Genomic DNA, 17,365 nt, shown 5'->3' on the forward strand with positions numbered 1-17,365 from the left:
AAGAGGGAGGGCCCGCCGGATCCGGCGGGCCCTCCCTCTTTTTACGCTTTTTTGGACTTTTCCGTATTTTTCAGGACATGAGGGCTATTTGCCCTGGTTGGCCACGGCCTCGATGGCGGCCTCGGCCGCGGCGGGGTCGAGATACTGTCCGCCCTTGGTGACCGGGTGGAAGTCGGCGTCCAGCTCGTACCTGAGCGGGATGCCGGTGGGGATGTTGAGCCCGGCGATCTCGTCGTCGCCTATCCCGTCCAGGTGCTTGACCAGCGCGCGGAGCGAGTTGCCGTGCGCGACGACCAGCACGCTCCTCCCCTGCGCGAGGTCGGGCACGATCTGGTCGTACCAGTACGGCAGCATGCGCTCGACGACGTCCTTGAGGCACTCGGTTCTCGGCATCAGCTCGCTCGGCAGGAGCGCGTAGCGTGCGTCACCAACCTGGGAGAACTCGTCGTCGTCGGCGATCGGGGGCGGCGGGACGTCGTAGGAGCGGCGCCAGAGCATGAACTGCTCGTCACCGAACTCGGCCCGCGTCTGCGCCTTGTCCTTGCCCTGCAGGGCGCCGTAGTGGCGCTCGTTGAGCCGCCAGGACCGGGAGACCGGCAGCCAGAGCAGGTCCGCGGCGCCCAGCGCGAGGTTCGCCGTCTGGATCGCCCTGCTCATCAGGGAGGTGTGCACAACATCGGGCCGCACCCCCGCGTCGAGCAGCAGCTGCCCGCCGCGCCGCGCCTCCTCCTCGCCCTTGGCCGAGAGCCCCGCGTCCACCCATCCGGTGAACAGACCCTTCGCGTTCCACTCACTCTCACCGTGCCGAAGCAGCACCAAAGTCGACATGCCGACAAGCTTAGTGGGCGCCTGCTGGACGTTTCCGGACACTCCACCCGCCCCGGGACCGCCCGACGTACCGGGCGACCCGTTCTCGGGACGGCGTCCTCAGCGTTCGGGGTCGGCGAAGCGGGCGAAGGCCTGGAGGTTGGCGAGCGACTCGCCGCGCTTGGCGCGCCACTCCCACTCGCGCCGGATCGAGGAGGCGAAGCCCAGCTCGAGCGCGCGGTCGAAGCCCTCGTCCGAGTAGGTGAGCACGCACCCGAGGAGGCGATCGACCTCCTCGTCGGTGACCGCGGCCAGCGGGACACGGCCCACGAGGTAGACGTCGCCGATCGGGTCGAGGGCGAAGTGCACCCCGTACATGGAGCCGTTCTTGGTGAGGAGCCAACGGTAGAACTCGGCGTGGTTCTCGTCGGGTTGACGGCAGAAGAACGCCTCCACGTGCAGGGCCTGGTCACCGACGATCAACCAGGTCATGGTGGCGAGCTTGTGCTGGCCGGGCAGCCTCACCAGGAAGGCCCCCGGCCTGGGCTGCTCGTAGGAGGCGTCCGCGCTCTTCAGCGCCGCCTCGATCACTTCACGCATGGGCCCAGCTTACGAGCGGCCCTCACGCGCGGGCCGTCCCCGTCTCACGAGCCCCTCGGACGATGTGCCGGCGTCCGGGTCACACCCGCCTCGTGAGCGGCGAGATCCGGAGGCCGCGCCACCCGCCTCGTGAGGCGGGATCCGGAGGCCGCGTCACCACCCTCGCAAGCGGAGTCCGGAGTTCGCGTCGACGGCCTCGCGAGTGGTCCTCACGAGTTGACCGCGACCGGGAGCCGGTGCAGGTTCGCCATCGCCCCGGCGTAGACGTCCGCCAGCCGGGCCGCGGTGGCCGACCAGCCGAAGGCCGCCGCGTGGGCCACCGAGCCCGCCGACAACGTCTCCCGCCACGCGGGCTCGTAGACGAACCTGGCGAGCACCCGCGCCCAGTCGTGGGGGTCGTGCCCCTCGACGAGCACCCCGGACACGCCGTCGCGTACGGCGGTGCGCAGCCCGCCTACGGACGCGGCGGCGACCGGGGTGCCACAGGCCTGGGACTCCAGGGCCACCAGGCCGAACGACTCGTTGTGGGAGGGGACGACGGTCACGTCGGACGCGCGGTACCAGTCGACCAGCTCATGCTGGGGCGCGGGGGGAACGATCCTCACCACGTCGGAGATCCCCAGCGAGGCGGCCACGTCGTTGAGGTAGGAGGGCCTGGCCAGGCCGTTGCCGCTGGGGCCACCGACACAGGCGACGACCAGCCTGGACCTGAGCGAGGGGTCGTCGATGAGCATCCTGGCCGCGGCGCGCAGCAGCACGTCCGGGGCCTTGAGCGGTTGCACCCTGCCCACGAACAGCAGCACGTGCGCGTCCTGCGGCAGCCCGAGCCGGCGCCGGGCCGCCCCCTGGGAGGCGGGCTGGAAGACTCTGAGGCTCACACCGGGGTTGACGACCTCCACACGGGCGGGGGCGGCGCCGTACAGCTGGACGAGCTCCTCGGCCTCGGTCGGGGTGTTGGCCACCAGGCGGTCGGCGATGTCCACGACCTGCTGCTCGCCCAGTACGCGGGCGGCGGGCTCCGGCCTGTCGTCGGCGGCGAGCAGGAGGTTCTTCACCCTGGCCATGGTGTGCATGGTGTGTACCAGCGGCAGGCCCCAGCGTTCCTTGGCCAGCCAGCCCACCTGGCCGGAGAGCCAGTAGTGGGAGTGGATGACGTCGTAGCGGCCCGGCTCGTACATGGCCTCGGCGCGCAGCACGCCCGACAGGAATGCGCAGAGCTGGCCGGGCAGGTCTCCCTTGTCCAGCTCCTCGTACGGTCCGGCGGTGACGTGGCGGACGGAGACACCTGGAACGATCTCCGCGACCGGTGGCAGATCCCGGGATGTCTGCCGGGTGAAGATCTCCACCTCCACCCCGAGTTCGGCCAGGCGTTTCGCCACCTCGACGATGTAGACGTTCATCCCGCCCGCGTCCCCGGTCCCCGGTTGATCCAGGGGAGACGTGTGCATGCTGATCGTCGCGACCCGGTTGACCCGCCGTCGCCTCACCGACACCACCTCCGAGAGGGCTCAACCACCGGATAATCCGCAACATTCCCGACACATGGCCTCTCCGAGTCCGGACGGATGGGTCCCGAGGGCTCCTGGCAGGATGAGGGGCCATGAAGAGGACAGCTGTGGTGACAGGGGCCAGTAGCGGAATCGGCGAGGCGACGGCCCGCAGACTCGCCGCCGAGGGCTTCGACGTGGTGGCCGCGGCGCGGCGCAGGGAGCGGCTCGACGAGCTGGCCGCCGAGGTGCCCGGCATCCGCCCGATCACCCTGGACGTGACGTCGCAGGAGTCGGTGGACGAGCTCGCCGCCTCGCTCGACCGCTGCGACGTGCTGGTCAACAACGCCGGTGGCGCGATCGGCCTGGAACCCGTGGCGAGCGGGAAGGTGGCCGACTGGCAGCGGATGTACGACGTCAACGTGCTCGGCACGCTCCGTGTCACCCAGGCCCTGCTGCCCAAGCTGGTCGCGTCGGGCGACGGCGTGCTGCTGATGCTGACCTCGGTGGCCGGGCTCGTCTCCTACGAGGGCGGCGGCGGATACAACGCGGCCAAGCACGCGCAGACCTCGATGACCGAGGTGCTGAGGCTGGAGCTGGTCGGACAGCCGGTCAGGATCGTCGAGGTCGCCCCCGGGATGGTCCACACCGAGGAGTTCTCGCTGAACCGCTTCCGCGGCGACTCCGCCGCCGCCGACCGGGTCTACGAGGGCGTGCCCGACCCGCTCTCCGCCGACGACGTGGCCGACGCCATCGCCTGGTGCGTGACCCGCCCGGCCCACGTGAACATCGACCGCCTCGTCATCCGCCCCCGGGCCCAGGCCGCCCAGCACAAGGTCCACCGCGTCTGACCGTGCCGAAGCCGATAGGAGAGATCACCAGGGGGACCACGGGGCACAACCGGCTGCGCCGGGCCGACCGCTGGATCGTCGCCGCGCACGGCCGCGCGCTGCGCTCCGCCGTCCGCCCTCTCGTGGTCGACCTCGGGTACGGGGCCTCGCACACCACGACCCTGGAGATGTTCCTGCGGCTGCGCGCGGTCTGCCCCTCGGTCGAGGTCGTCGGCGTCGAGATCGACCCGGCCCGGGTGGCGGCGGCCAAACCGTACGAGCGGCCGGGACTGTCCTTCGCGCTGGGCGGCTTCGAGCTGCCGGTGGCGAGGCCACCCCTGTTGATCAGGGCGTTCAACGTGCTGCGACAGTACGAGGAGGCGCAGGCGTGGGGATACTGGGCGATGCTGTCCGAACGGCTCGCGCCGGGCGGGATGATCGTCGAGGGCACCTGCTCGGAGGTGGGCCACCGCGCGGTCTGGGTGGGGCTCGACCGCTCGGGGCCGCGGACACTCACCATCTCGGCCCGTTTCGACTCCTTCGAGCGCCCCTCCGACCTGGCCGACCGGCTGCCCAAGACGCTCATTCACCGCAACGTCCCCGGTGAGCCCGTCCACGCCTTCCTGCGCGACTTCGACCGCGCCTGGGCGGTCAACGCCCCCCTGAGCTCGTACGGTTCCCGGCAGCGCTGGATCGCCGCCGCGGGAACGCTCGCCGGGACCTGGCCGCTCGCCGAGCGTCCCCCGCTGGGCGGCCGGTCGCGCTGGCGGCTCGGCGAGATCACCCTGCCCTGGTCCGCGGTCGCCCCGCGATGATCGCGAAGTGCGCCCCGGCGACGACGGGGGTGGGATAACACATGGTCAAACGCGTGTGACGCACATCACTCGACAACCCGTAGTACTACCCCTCGTGGTGCGGGAGTTAGGCTTGGATGCGTGAAGGGTCTCGGCGAGCTTGAACGCAGCATCATGGACATCATCTGGGCACAGCCATCCTCTGTGACGGCGCGGGAGGTCGGGCGTCTCATCGCCGACCGCGACCTGGCGCCCACCACTGTGATGACCGTGCTCGACCGACTCACCCGCAAGGGCTTCCTGCTCCGCACCCGCGACGGGCGCGCGTGGCGGTACGCACCGGCGGAGAGCCGCGACGCCTACATCGCGGAGCTTATGCTGGAAGCGCTGGATCTGACCGGTGACCGGTCGGCGGCCCTCACCCGGTTCGCCCAGGCCGTCACCGGCACCGAAGCCGACATCCTGCGCAGGGCCCTGACGGACCTGGAGGAGCTGGAGGAGCTGGAGGACGAGTAGATGACCGCGGCAGCGCTGGCGACGCTCGCCCTGGTCTGCGCGGTCGGCGCCTGGCGGTTCACCCGGGCTCGATGGACCTACCGCGCCCCGCACGTGGCCATCGTCCTGTGGCAGGCGCTCGGGGTCACCTGGGGCCTCGCCGGGACGGGCGCCCTGCTCGGTTACGCGCTCGAGCCCTACGGCGAGGGCGTGCTGCACGGCCTGCACGAGTTCGCGATCTCCGCGTTCGGCGCCGGGGAGGGGCTTCCCAGGCCGTACGACATGCCGAGGATCCTCGCGCTCGTCGCGGGACTGACCGCGCTCGCCGTGCTGATCCTGGTCCTCCTCGCCGCGGGCGCGCAGACGCTCCGCGCCCGCAGGCGCCATCGCACCCTGCTCGCCCTGATCGCGAGGGAGGATCCGGTGATCCCCGGCGTGCGGGTGCTCGACCACCCGGGTGCCACCGCCTACTGCGTGCCCGGCCTGCGCTCCCAGGTGGTGGTGAGCGAGGGGGCGCTGAAGCTGCTCTCCGCCGACGAGCTGAGCGCGGTGCTCGCCCACGAGGCCGCCCACGTGCGTGAGCGGCACGATCTGGTGCTGCTGCCGTTCGCCGCGCTGCGCAGGGCACTGCCCTGGTCGCGCGTGGTCAGGGACGCGCAGGGCGAGGTCGGGTTGCTCGTGGAGATGGCCGCCGACGACGTCGCCCGCCGCGGCTGCTCCGCACGCCGCCTCGCGACCGCCCTGCTGCGCTTCGGCACCGCGGGCGCCGTCCCGGCCCCGCACGGCGCGCTGGGCGCCACGAACTCCGCCGCCGCCGTGATGGCCAGGGTCGAGCGTCTGGTGAACCCGGTCCCGGTCCTGCCGCGCGGGGTGCGCTACGCCATCGTCGCCTTCTCCGTCGCCCTGACGTCCTCGGCGCCGCTCTTGTGGCTAGTCCCGTACTGAAGTCGGCGCCGCTGTTGTGGCCGGTCCCGCATCGAAGAACCCGCATCGGGCTCCTTACCGGGCGCGGCGACCGTCGCACGCACGGCACCGAGACCCCCGTACGAGTGCGGTCCCGCGTTGGGCCTCCGTGAAGGTACGACGGATCCGCATGCCGAAACCGGGGGCCGCCCTGGTGATGCGGCCGGTTTCATCCAGGTTTAACCAAGCTCACCCCAAAGTGCTTGCAAGTGTTAGCCAACCCGTTTGCAATTGCAAGCACCGTGCGGCAGACTCGAACCATGGCACTACCCAAGGTCGGTTCGATCGGTGAGTACATCCGCGAGCAACGCACGCACGCGAAGATCTCCCTTCGGCAGCTCGCCGCGGCGGCAGGGGTCTCCAACCCCTACCTGAGCCAGATCGAGCGCGGGCTGCGCAAGCCCAGCGCCGAGATCCTGAACCAGATCGCGAAGGGCCTGCACATCTCGTCGCAGGCGCTCTACGTCCAGGCGGGCCTCATCGAGGAGCGCGAGCCGGACAGCGACGTGCTGACCGCGATCAGGGCCGACCATCTCATCACCGAGCGCCAGCGCCAGGTGCTGATCGACATCTACGAGTCGTTCCGCAAGGAGAACCAACAGGCCGAGGCCCCGGACGACGACGCGCAGACCTCCCAGAAAGCGCCTCTCGCACCGGAGCCCCGGCGAGGTGACGCGGACTCCTCGTCTGACGACGAGGTGCCGCTCCCGAAGGAATACCTCACCGCGTTGAAGCCCTACGCGGCCCCTCCGAGCAACGGCCACATCACCAAGGAAACCAAGGAAGGTTAACCCATGCCCATCACCACCGAAGTCAAGAAGCTGGCCGAGTCCAAGCCGTTCTACGCCGTCGCCGGGGCCGGCGACTTCGCCGTCGAGAAGCTCCTTGAGCTCCCCGAGCAGATCCACAAGCTGCAGGGCCGCCGTGAGGAGATCCGCGAGGCCGCGAAGGACCTCCCGGAGAGGGCCAGGCAGCTCGCCGGAAAGGCCGAGGTCTACGCCAAGGACTTCCCCGTGAAGGCGCGCGACTACGCCGACCACATCGCGGGCAGGGCCAACGAGCTGTACGAGGAGTTCGCCAGCCGCGGCCGCAAGGTCGTCTCCAAGACCAGCGGCGAGATCGCCCTGGAGCTGGAGGAGGTCTCCGAGGCCGCCGAGCCCGCGATCGCCTCCGCCCGGACGCCCAGGAAGGGCACCCGCACCACGAAGTCGGGCACGTCGGGCACGACGAGGACCTCCAGGACGTCCGGCACGACCAAGAGCTGAGCGAGCCCTTCGCGAAACCTTCTGACCGGTCCGGCGGACCTCACGAAAACCCCAGACCGGCCCCCGCGGACTCGCCACCGCTTCGCGCGGCCGGGCCGTGCACGAGCTCGCGGCCGCCTCCACAAACCCCGTGAGGTGGCGACCGGACGACGCTCCGGTTCCAGGACCCGTTCCGGCACGGCCGGGGCGGGTCCTGTGGCGTCCTGGGACCGTGCCGGGGGCGAGCGAGATCGACGTGATGGGGCGCGAGAACGAACCACCGGCTCTGGCCGGTACGCGGACGCGGGGACGAGCCGTCCCGGCCGGCACGGGCAGGAAACGAGCCACCGGCCCCAGCCGGTAAGAGTCGAGGGCGGCGCGAACGGGACTTTCGGCATTAGGCTGAGGGAGACCGGCGAGGCGAACGTTCTGGAGAGACGATGATCGAAATCCACGGTGCTCTGGACCTGGTCTTCTGGATCCTGGCCGTCGGAGTGTTCGCACTGTCGGGCTGGGCGCTCATCCACGCGGCGAAGACCCCGGCGCGGGCGTTCGCGGCCACCGGCAAGCAGACCAAGAAGCTGTGGCTGGTCATCCTCGGGCTGGCGGCGCTGTTCGGCTTCGCCGCCGCGGTGCAGTATCTCAGCGTCCTGAGCATCTTCACGATCGCGTCCGTCATCGCCTCGGGCATCTACCTCGCCGACGTGCGTCCCGCCGTGGGGGAGATCGGCAGGGGCGGCGGCAACCAGGGGCCGTACGGACCCTGGTGACGCGGGGACGCGCCATGGTGCGGCTCGCACGGGGTCAGGCGACCGGAGTGCGTACCGACCCCGGTGACCGGACCGCGTCATCGGCGGCTTCCTCGACCGCGCCGTGCGACCGGGGTCCGTACGGACCCCGGTGGCCCACCCCCGAGCGGGGGTCCGTCGTGCCCTCGCGGGGAATCGGCTTGCCCGGCGGGATTCCTGCCGGTAGACACGCCGAATGATGTTCGCGCGCAAACCCACACTCCCCGGAGAGCATGTGACGCTCCGGCCGGTCGGCCCCGAGCACGTGGACGGCCTCTGGGAGCTGGTCAACGACCCCGAGACCGTCCGGCTGACCGGCTCGCACGGTAAGCCCGACTACGAAGGACTGAAGGCCTGGTACGGCTCGCGGGGCGACATCGACGACCGGCTGGACCTGGCGATCTGCACCGCCGGTGACGACGCCTACGTGGGCGAGATCGTGCTCAACCAGCTCGACGCCGACAATCTCTCCTGCAACCTGCGCATCGCGCTGATCGGCCCCCGGGCGTACGGGAGGGGCTACGGCAGCGAGGCGATCCGGCTCACCCTCGACCATGTCTTCCGCACCACGCCGCTGCATCGGGTGGGCCTGGAGGTTTACGCCTTCAACGAACGGGCCGCGCACGTCTACCGCAAGCTCGGGTTCGTCCAGGAGGGTGTCTGCCGTGACGCCCTGCACCTAAACGGGGAATGGTATGACTCCGTAATCATGTCGATACTTGCCCCTGACTGGGTTGTCAGGGAAATTTGACATACACAAGGTGATTTTTCGGAAACATCTTTTGACACTTCCGAAACAATGCTAGGTTCAATGGGAGCGCTCCCACCTGTGCGGAATCTTGGTGTGGAGGAAGTTATGACCGATCTACCCACACTTGCCCAGGTCGCAGCAGAGGCAGGGGTTTCCCCCGCCACGGCGTCCCGGGTACTCACCGGTTCAGTCAGAGTCAGCACGTCGGCTCGTAGGCAGGTGCATGACGCAATATCGCGTCTTGGTTACGTAAGGCATCGCGCTCCTCGTGGCGGCTCCGGCCGCCGATCCGACCAGGTCGTGGCCATCGTGGTCTGCGAACCCGCGCACCGGTTGTTCACCGAGCCGTTCTACGCGCGGATGATCACGGCTGCGGAGGAGGTCCTCACCGGGCACGGCGTACCCCTCGCCGTGATGACCGCCACGGCGGCCACCTCCACCATCGCCACGCCACCGCTCGTCGCAGGAGGCATCGACGGCGTCCTGTTGATCGCGGCCCGCGACAGGCATCCGCTCGTGGTGACCCTCGCCGCCTCGGGCATTCCCGTACGGAGTGCGGGCCGTCCCCCAGACGGCATCGACCTCCCCCACGTCGACATGGACAACCGCGACGGCGGTCGGCAGGCGGCGGAACACCTGCTGCTCGGCGGCCGGAAGTCCATCGGCGTGATCGCGGGCCCACCCGCCCTTCCGGCCGCTCGCGACCGGCTCGACGGGTTCCTGCAGACCCTCGCCCTGGCCGGGATGACCAGCGTGCCGGTCGCGTACGGCGACTTCAGCCACGCGTCGGGCGTGCACGGCATGCAGTGGCTGTTGCGCAGGATGCCGCACGTCGACGCGGTCTTCGCCGCCTCCGACGTGATGGCCGCCGCCGCGCTGCAGACCCTGCGGCGTGCCGGCCGCCGGGTGCCGGAGGATGTGGCCGTCATCGGGTTCGACGACTCCCCCACCGCCCGGCGGACCTCACCCACGCTCACCACCGTCCGCCAGCCGGTGGAGGAGTTCTCCGCACTCGCCACCCGGCTGTTGCTGCTCTCCATGGGCTCGGCCGGCTCTCCCCGCGACAATCCCGTACTCCCCACTGAGCTGGTGGTCCGTGAGTCCGCCTGACCAGCACGTCGGGCTTCGCGCGGGAGATGTGCTCACCCGCAGGTATCTGTTGCTGGAGCGCATCGCGTGGGGGGGCATGAGCGTCATTTGGCGTGCCTTCGACCAGTCGCTCCAGCGGATGGTCGCCGTCAAGCTGCTGGACGGCGAGCTGGGCCTCGACCGAGGGGAGCGCGAGCTGATCCGCAGGGAGGCGCGTGCCACCGCGCGCCTCATTCACCCCGACGCGATCGAGGTCTACGACTACGGGGAGACCGTGACCTCGCAGGGGCGCCTCGCCGCGTACGTGGTGATGCGCCTGCTGGACGGACGCCCGCTGGCGGACCGGGTCGCCGAGGGCCCGCTGCCGTGGACGGAGGCGGCGACGATCGCCGCCAGGCTGGCCACCGTGCTGGCCGCCGCCCACGAGCGGGGCATCGTGCACCGGGACGTCACCGCCGAGAACGTGCTGCTGACCTCGACCGGCGCCAAGCTGCTCGATTTCGGCATCGCCGCCTTCATCGGAGAGGACGGCGACGACTGGACCTCCGACTACGGGACGCCTCCCTACGTGGCTCCGGAGCGGCTCACCGGCACGGTCGCGGATCCGGCGAGCGACATCTACGCGCTGGGCGTACTGCTGTTCGAGATGCTCACCGGCGCTCCCCCGTACCCGGAACGGACCTGGGAGGAGATCGAGAACGTCCGCAGGGAGGGACCTCCGCCGCTGGCGGAGGTCCCGGGCATGCCCGCGCGGATCAGCGCGCTCTGCCAGGTCTGTCTGTCGCACCGGCCCGAGGCCAGACCCAAGGCCCATGAGGTGGCCGACGGCCTGACCGCGGCCCTCAGGACACCGGCCACCCCCCTGGCCCCGGCGCACTCGGCGGGCAGGGGTGGGCTGGTGCGCTGGGTGGTGGTCGCGACGGTGGCGGCTCTGCTCGCGGGACTCCTGCTGTGGAGCCGGATCTCCGGCTCGCACAACGAGCAGGTGGCCGGTCCGCAGGGTCGCGGGACGGCACCGCCCACGATGCTCGACCCCACAACCGCCTACCCGCAACCGGGCACGAATCCGCAGCCTTCTCCTACTTCTCCTACCCGAAAGTGGGGTGGGCAGATGGCGGAACCGGCGCCCGGGTCGGAGGCGATCCACTCCTACGCACCGAACCTCAACCAGAGTGTGCGGCACTTCAACGCCGTGCTCGCGAAGGGAGAGGACGAGGGCGAGATCCGCCCGGACGTGGCCCTGGACCTGCGGCAGGTGCTGGCCAACAGCGTCTGGGGCTCCGGCGACCTCGACCCGATCCGAAAAAAGATCGCCGAGCGCAACCGGGAGGGCTCGCTGCCAGACGACTTCCGTCACGCCCTGGAGGCCCAGTTGATGCTCGTGGCGGTCGCGTTGACAGGCTAGAAAACCAACCGGCAGGAAAGTCGAAAAACGCGCCCGGGTCCTCTCGGTTCTTGAATCGAGAGGACCCGGGCGCCGACTTTGGGAGCCTATCGAATTCGCCGTTTCCGACATCGCCGGTGAAACCTCGGGCGAACACCGACGCCCGATCGAGAGGGATTCCCGGCCACCTTTCATCCTTGACAGGATCGGCGCCGCCAAGCGGTCGCCGCCGTTTTCACCGGACGGTCGGAACGCGCTCCATTCGACGGCGGGTCGAGGTCGCACACGCCGAAGGGGATTCACCGACGGTGACCGCCGCCCTGGACGCCGGGTGTGGGAGAGGCGGTCCGGCACGGTGAAACTTTCACGGAACGACAGGTGCGCCGAGGTCGCACAGGGCGAGTTGGGACGGGGTGCGGGCGTGGCATCGGGGCGAACCGGTTCCCACGGTGGTTGACGGGAGCGGGGCGGGCGCCGAACCATGGCGATCGCGTCCGGCCGCACCTTTCGATCGCGAGGTTCCCACCCCGCGAACAGATCACGTCCTTGAAGGGCCCTTCCATGAAAGTCCTGCGTGTTCGCAGGTGGCCGGCGGCGCTCGCGGCGCTCGCGGTCACCTCGGCGCTGGCGGTCGCGCTCGGCTCCTCCCCGGCCGGTGCCGCGGGCGGGACCGGCACCGGCTACCTGCGCACCTCCGGCAACAAGATCGTCGACAGTACGGGGGCGACCGTCCGGCTGACCGGTATCAACTGGTTCGGCATGGAGACCGACAACAAGACCTTCCACGGGTTGTGGTCGAACAACCCGTGGAGAGGCCAGATCGACAAGATGGCCTCGCTCGGTTACAACACCCTCCGCGTACCGTTCTCCAACGACGCGCTCAAGCCCGGCGCGGTCGCCAGCGGCGTGAACGACTTCGTCAACCCCGACCTGGTCGGCAACAGCCCGCTGCAGATCCTCGACAAGGTCATCGCGTACGCCGGAAGCAAGGGCATGCGGATCATCCTCGACCGGCATCGGCCGACCGCCGCCGGGCAGTCGCCGCTGTGGTACGTGCCCGCGACGCCGGAGAGCACCTGGATCAACGACTGGAAGGCACTCGCCCAGCGGTACGCGGGCAACACCACCGTCATCGGCGCCGACCTGCACAACGAGCCGCACGCCGAGGGCACCAACCCGGCCGCGACCGGGGCGTGCTGGGGCTGTGGGGACACCGCCCGCGACTGGCGACTCGCCGCCGAGCGGGCGGGCAACGCGGTGCTCTCGGTCAACCCCAACTGGCTGATCTTCGTTGAGGGCGTGAGCTGCCCGAGCGGGGGCCTGTCCAACGTCTGGGACAACGACCCGAGCAACGACGAGGACTGCGGCTGGTGGGGCGGCAACCTGTCGAAGGCCGGGGAGTTCCCGGTGCGGCTGAACGTGGCGAACCGGCTGGTCTACTCGCCACACGACTACGCCACCTCGGTCTACCGCCAGGCGTGGTTCGACGCGCCGAACTATCCGGCGAACCTGCCCGCGGTCTGGGACAGGTACTGGGGCTACCTCTACAAGCAGAACATCGCCCCGATCATGCTCGGCGAGTTCGGGACCACCATGCAGGCGGCCGTGGACAAGGTCTGGCTCCAGGAGTTGATGAAGTACCTGGGCACCGGGGTGAACGGGATGTCGTTCACCTACTGGTCGTGGAACCCCAACTCGGGTGACACCGGTGGTATCGCCAAGGACGACTGGAGCTCGATCAACCAAGACAAGCAGGACATCCTCCAGCCGTACCTGATCGCACCGGTCGGCGGGGGCGGCACAGGTACACCCACACCGACCCCGACACCGACGCCGGGCTCCGCGGCCTGCGAGACGTCTTACGCGCTCACGAACTCCTGGTCGGGAGGTTTCCAGGCAGCGCTGACCGTGAAGAACACCGGAACCTCGGCCTGGAACAACTGGTCGGTGCGCTGGACCCTGCCGTCCGGGGTGACACTCGGCAGCGGCTGGAACGCCACCGTCACGCAGAGCGGGACCACCTTCACCGCGAAGGCCCCGAGCCACGCGACCAGTCTCGCGGCGGGCCAGTCCGTCGTCGTCGGATTCACCGCCAACGGACCCTCCACCCCCGGCGCGTCCGGCATCACCTGCACCTGACCGCGCACCTTTGATGCACCGTCGATCCCGCACCCGGTCCTGACGCGTCATCTCGTCGGACCATCGAGGGCGTGCCGCCGAGCGGCACGCCCTCTGTTCGTTTCACCCACCGGAGGGCAGCCCCGCCCCGGATCGAGATATTCCGGGAAACAACACGGCCATATCTCTCTAATATGAGCCGATAACCACGCAATAAAGCATCCCGCATGTCGTATAACAGGTACGACACCGCCGATCAGTAGGGTCAGAGAAAATGGCGCATCATCGGCAATGCGTCTGGACGGAGAAATACCAAAAAGAAAAGGAAAGCATTGTGACAAGAGTTGGTCACTCGCATACCGCTTCGCGAAATGCCGCTCGTTCCTGGCAGGCCGGATTCCTGACCGTCGCGTTCACACTGGGCTGTGTCGTCGCGACCCCGCACACGGCGAACGCGGCGACGCCGCCGCTCGGCACCGCCGCGAACTTCGCGGTCCTGGCGGGGACGGTGACCACCAACACCGGCCCCACCGTGGTCACCGGGGACCTCGGGGTGAGCCCGGGATCGGTGGTCACCGGCTTCCCGCCCGGCATCGTGGTCGGTGCCGTCCACGCCGCCGACGCCACCGCCGCGCAGGCCCAACTCGACCTGACCGCCGCCTACGACGACGCGGCGGGACAGCCCGTCGACGCCACCCTCCCGACGGAGCTCGGTGGGACCACCGTGACCCCCGGTGCCTACGACTCCGCCACGGGCGCCTTCGCGATCACCGGGGAGTTCACCCTCGACGGACAGAACGACCCGAACGCCGTCTTCATCCTCAAGACGACCTCCGACCTCGTCACCACCTCCGCCAGCACGGTGAACCTCGTCAACGGCGCCCAGGCATGCAACGTCTTCTGGCAGGTCGGCGGCTCGGCCACGCTCGGCCCCGGCTCCAGCTTCGCCGGAAACATCCTCGCGCTGATCTCGATCACCGTGGCCACCGGCGCGAACGTCGCCGGCCGTCTCCTCGCCCGCGAAGGCGCCGTCACCCTGGACACCGGCATCGTCACGACGGCCGACTGCGCGGTCTCACCACCGAGGGAGACCGCCACCACGCTGGCCACGGCGTGCTCGCGGAGGGGGGCGGGCCGGCTCGTCCTCACCGCGAACGTCATACCATCCGGGCCCACCGCACCCACGGGATCGGCCGAGTTCTTCTCCGACGGGGTGAGCCTGGGTACGGCCCCGATCGGAACGAACGGCCGCACCCTCCTGCCGGTGACCGGCATCGAACCGGGAACCCACCTGCTCGTGGCCGCCTTCCCCGGCAACACGGACCTGGATCCCAGCGCCTCGACACCGCAGCCCCTCGTCGTCGGCCGGAACGCTCTCTGCCCGGCCCAGGCTCAGGCGCAGACGACGGCGGCGGGGAACAGAAAGAACAAGGGTGGCCAGAGCATCAAAAACAGGCAGCACAGCGGCAACGCGATCAAGATAAGGGACCGTAAGCGTGAGCATCACCGCCACCGCTCGTGGGCCAGGTGCTGCCGCCACCCGCGTTAGCGCCCCGCGCCGGAAGCCCATCCGCCGCGTCCGGGCACCCCGTGTGTGTCGTCTCCCGGGCCGTGTCCGGGCACCCGGCGCATCTCGTCTCCCGGACCGTGTCCGGCCTTCCCGTGCCCCGGGACCATCGAGGGCGTGCCGCCTGACGGCACGCCCTCTCGTGATGAGCGGGGGCGTCCTACGGCGATCATTCGGCGCGGGAAATCGTCGGACGTGGACGCTCACGGCAGAGGTGCGAGGCCCACGGACGCCACAGCATTCCCTTGAATATCCACACAAACAATAACATGGCCGTATTTTCATGACGCTCATCGCGGGCAACGCGGCAAAACAATCCGCATGTCGTACGACGACCGCGACGCCAAAGGTCAGTAGTGTCGGAAAAACGGCGCATCATAGGCAATGCGCATGAACGGAGAAATACCAAAAAGAAAAGGAAAGCATTGTGACAAGAATTGGTCACTCACGTATTGTCGCTCGAACTACCGTCCGCTCCTGGCTGACAGGGGCACTCACCGTCGCGGTCACGCTGGGCTGTGTCGCCGCGACCCCGCACACGGCCCACGCGGCGAACACGACGCGTCAGACCGACCCGGTGCACACGGCGACCACAGCGCACCCGACGCCCGAGACGGACGCGATGGCACCGGTGCAGCTCGGCACGGCCACGAACTTCGCGATCCTGGCGGGAAAGACGGTCACCAACACCGGTTCCGGCGTCGTCACCGGCGAGCTGGGGGTGAGCCCGGGATCGGTGGCCACCGGCTTCCCGCCCGGCGTCATGGCCGGTGCCGTCTACACGGCCGACCCCGTCGCCGCACAGGCGCAGATCGACCTGACCACCGCCTACAAGAACGTGGCGGGGCGGCGCGGCACCGCCTCCCTCCCCGCGCAGCTCGGGGGGACCACCGTGAAGCCGGGCGTCTACAACTCCGTCTCGGGCGCTTTCCAGCTCGCCGGGGAGCTGACCCTCGACGGTCAGGGGAACCCGAACGCTCTCTTCGTCCTGCGAGCACCCGGCCTGATCACCGCGCCCGCCAGCACGGTGAGCCTCGTCAACGGCGCCCAGGCGTGCAACGTCTTCTGGCAGGTCGACGGCTCGGCCACACTGGGGGCCGGCTCCGGCTTCGTCGGAAACATCCTCGCGCTGACCTCGATCACCACGGCCGACGGCACGACCGTGAACGGCCGCCTTCTGGCCCGTGAGGGCAGCGTCAGCCTGGAAGACACCACCGTCACACGATCCGCCTGCACGGTCGTGCCGCCGAGGAAGACCTCCACCAAGCTGGCCGCGTTCTGTGATCCGGAAGCACCGGGTCACCTTACCCTCGTCGCGAGCGTCACGTCCTCGGGGCCGGTCCCTCCTGCCGGACCTGTCGAGTTCTTCGCCAACGGGGTGAGTCAGGACAGGACCCAGTCCGACGCCACCGGCCGCGCGACCCTGATCGTGTCCCAGGTACCGCAACGAACCCATGAGTTCGTGGCCGCCTTCGCGGGCACGAACCGACTCGATCCCAGTTCCTCGCCGGTCCTGACCATGGTCGTCGGCCCCAAGGGGGTCTGCCCGGCGTCAACGGTGAGTCCGGCCTCCACCGGCGCCGGCCCCCTCTCCTCGGGCGGCACGGGCAACGCGGGCGACGCGCGCGACGACAAGAAACGTAACCGGAGCACCATTACATATCCGCCCAGGAAAAAAATGTTCAAGGCAAAGAACCGGGAGCGCAACCGTCACCGGCACCCACGGTCCGGACACTATCGCCATCAGCGCTGAAAGACCGGAGGAGAACATGTTATCGACCCCCGAAGACGCCGGAGGATTTGGAGTCTTCGGATGCCTCCGAGAGTCGGAGACCCCTGAAAGGTGAAGCGATCGGCCGGGGTTCGAAAAATGGAGAATTCCCGAGGAGCGACGCCCGGGAATTCCCAGGAGGCACGAAAGCGCACTGCTTTTCCTGTCACGGCTCTTCCTCGTCGCTCGCCTTTCCCGGTCGCCGTCGCCGGCCGGGGTGAGGCCCCATGAGAGCCACCCGCCGCCCGGCGCCGGCGAAGCCGCCCCGCCGGCCGGTGAGGCGTAGCACTTGACGGAGGGAAGGGCAGGCCGTCGCACAGCCCGCCGCGTGCCACCGAACACACCGGACGCGCGGGCCGTCACGCGCCCGCCCGAGACGCCGGGACCCGTGTGGATCGGTGGCCGCCCTGGGCTGCGGGCCCGGGGGTGGAGACACCCGCACAAACAAGCACTCGGCTGGAAAGATCAACAGCTCTGAAACTTTCACGGTTCGGAAAAAAGGCCGACCGGATCACAGCAGCCTGGCGGCATGGGCCGTGAAACATCGACGTAACCGGAGGCACATGCCATTGACATCCCGTTCACCGTCTCCAGAATCCTTTATGGGAGCGCTCCCACCCCCTCTCTCCCTTGCTTGATCCGATGCGGTGTCACCACCAGCGGATTCGCATCGATCC

At 69.4% G+C, this 17,365-nt stretch carries 16 protein-coding genes; 13 read left to right on the top strand and 3 right to left on the bottom strand.

Annotated features, from left to right (window positions below):
- Positions 1-84: 84 nt before the first annotated feature.
- The 3 genes from ACIBH4_RS09690 to mshA all read right to left on the bottom strand — a co-directional run bounded on the left by ACIBH4_RS09690 (position 85) and on the right by mshA (position 2,900).
- On the bottom strand, positions 85-828 hold the full coding sequence (locus ACIBH4_RS09690; protein WP_350943156.1) for a phosphoglyceromutase: 744 nt from the start codon (positions 826-828) through the stop codon (positions 85-87).
- 99 nt (positions 829-927) lie between these two features.
- Positions 928-1,407 carry a YbjN domain-containing protein gene (locus ACIBH4_RS09695; protein WP_350943155.1) on the bottom strand — a complete coding sequence of 160 codons (480 nt, stop codon included), beginning with the start codon at positions 1,405-1,407 and terminating at the stop codon, positions 928-930.
- Positions 1,408-1,616: 209 nt separating this feature from the next.
- A complete protein-coding gene (mshA, locus tag ACIBH4_RS09700) occupies positions 1,617-2,900 on the bottom strand; it encodes a D-inositol-3-phosphate glycosyltransferase (RefSeq protein ID WP_362503244.1) in 1,284 nt (427 codons plus the stop codon).
- 107 nt (positions 2,901-3,007) lie between these two features.
- On the opposite strand from mshA, the gene ACIBH4_RS09705 reads away from it, so the two are divergent.
- From ACIBH4_RS09705 to ACIBH4_RS09765, 13 genes are all read left to right on the top strand, one after another.
- On the top strand, positions 3,008-3,745 hold the full coding sequence (locus ACIBH4_RS09705; RefSeq protein ID WP_362762870.1) for an SDR family NAD(P)-dependent oxidoreductase: 738 nt from the start codon (positions 3,008-3,010) through the stop codon (positions 3,743-3,745).
- A 2-nt stretch (positions 3,746-3,747) separates the two neighbouring features.
- A complete protein-coding gene (locus ACIBH4_RS09710) occupies positions 3,748-4,539 on the top strand; it encodes a class I SAM-dependent methyltransferase (protein WP_362503251.1) in 792 nt (263 codons plus the stop codon).
- Between the two features lie 120 nt (positions 4,540-4,659).
- Positions 4,660-5,034, top strand: coding sequence for a BlaI/MecI/CopY family transcriptional regulator (locus ACIBH4_RS09715; protein ID WP_362503254.1), 375 nt, complete (start codon positions 4,660-4,662; stop codon positions 5,032-5,034).
- On the top strand, positions 5,035-5,958 hold the full coding sequence (locus tag ACIBH4_RS09720; RefSeq protein ID WP_362762867.1) for a M56 family metallopeptidase: 924 nt from the start codon (positions 5,035-5,037) through the stop codon (positions 5,956-5,958).
- A gap of 278 nt (positions 5,959-6,236) precedes the next feature.
- Positions 6,237-6,767 carry a helix-turn-helix domain-containing protein gene (locus ACIBH4_RS09725; protein ID WP_350943146.1) on the top strand — a complete coding sequence of 177 codons (531 nt, stop codon included), beginning with the start codon at positions 6,237-6,239 and terminating at the stop codon, positions 6,765-6,767.
- Between the two features lie 3 nt (positions 6,768-6,770).
- On the top strand, positions 6,771-7,241 hold the full coding sequence (locus ACIBH4_RS09730; protein ID WP_362762864.1) for a hypothetical protein: 471 nt from the start codon (positions 6,771-6,773) through the stop codon (positions 7,239-7,241).
- A 419-nt stretch (positions 7,242-7,660) separates the two neighbouring features.
- Positions 7,661-7,990, top strand: coding sequence for a DUF2516 family protein (locus ACIBH4_RS09735; RefSeq protein WP_362503263.1), 330 nt, complete (start codon positions 7,661-7,663; stop codon positions 7,988-7,990).
- Positions 7,991-8,243: 253 nt separating this feature from the next.
- Positions 8,244-8,759, top strand: coding sequence for a GNAT family protein (locus ACIBH4_RS09740; RefSeq protein WP_362503266.1), 516 nt, complete (start codon positions 8,244-8,246; stop codon positions 8,757-8,759).
- Positions 8,760-8,864: 105 nt separating this feature from the next.
- Complete coding sequence (locus tag ACIBH4_RS09745; RefSeq protein WP_362503269.1) at positions 8,865-9,869, top strand: LacI family DNA-binding transcriptional regulator; 1,005 nt, start codon at positions 8,865-8,867, stop codon at positions 9,867-9,869.
- Positions 9,856-11,253, top strand: coding sequence for a serine/threonine-protein kinase (locus tag ACIBH4_RS09750; RefSeq protein ID WP_362503272.1), 1,398 nt, complete (start codon positions 9,856-9,858; stop codon positions 11,251-11,253). Before ACIBH4_RS09745 ends, ACIBH4_RS09750 begins: the two co-directional genes overlap by 14 nt.
- 540 nt (positions 11,254-11,793) lie before the next feature.
- Complete coding sequence (locus tag ACIBH4_RS09755; protein WP_362503275.1) at positions 11,794-13,371, top strand: cellulase family glycosylhydrolase; 1,578 nt, start codon at positions 11,794-11,796, stop codon at positions 13,369-13,371.
- Between the two features lie 313 nt (positions 13,372-13,684).
- Complete coding sequence (locus tag ACIBH4_RS09760; protein WP_362762858.1) at positions 13,685-14,899, top strand: ice-binding family protein; 1,215 nt, start codon at positions 13,685-13,687, stop codon at positions 14,897-14,899.
- A gap of 445 nt (positions 14,900-15,344) precedes the next feature.
- Entirely contained in the window at positions 15,345-16,670 is a 1,326-nt protein-coding gene (locus tag ACIBH4_RS09765; protein WP_362762855.1) for an ice-binding family protein, read from the top strand.
- The last annotated feature ends 695 nt before the right edge of the window (positions 16,671-17,365 follow it).

This window comes from Streptosporangium sp. NPDC050284, assembly GCF_044459525.1.
GTDB lineage: Bacteria > Actinomycetota > Actinomycetes > Streptosporangiales > Streptosporangiaceae > Streptosporangium.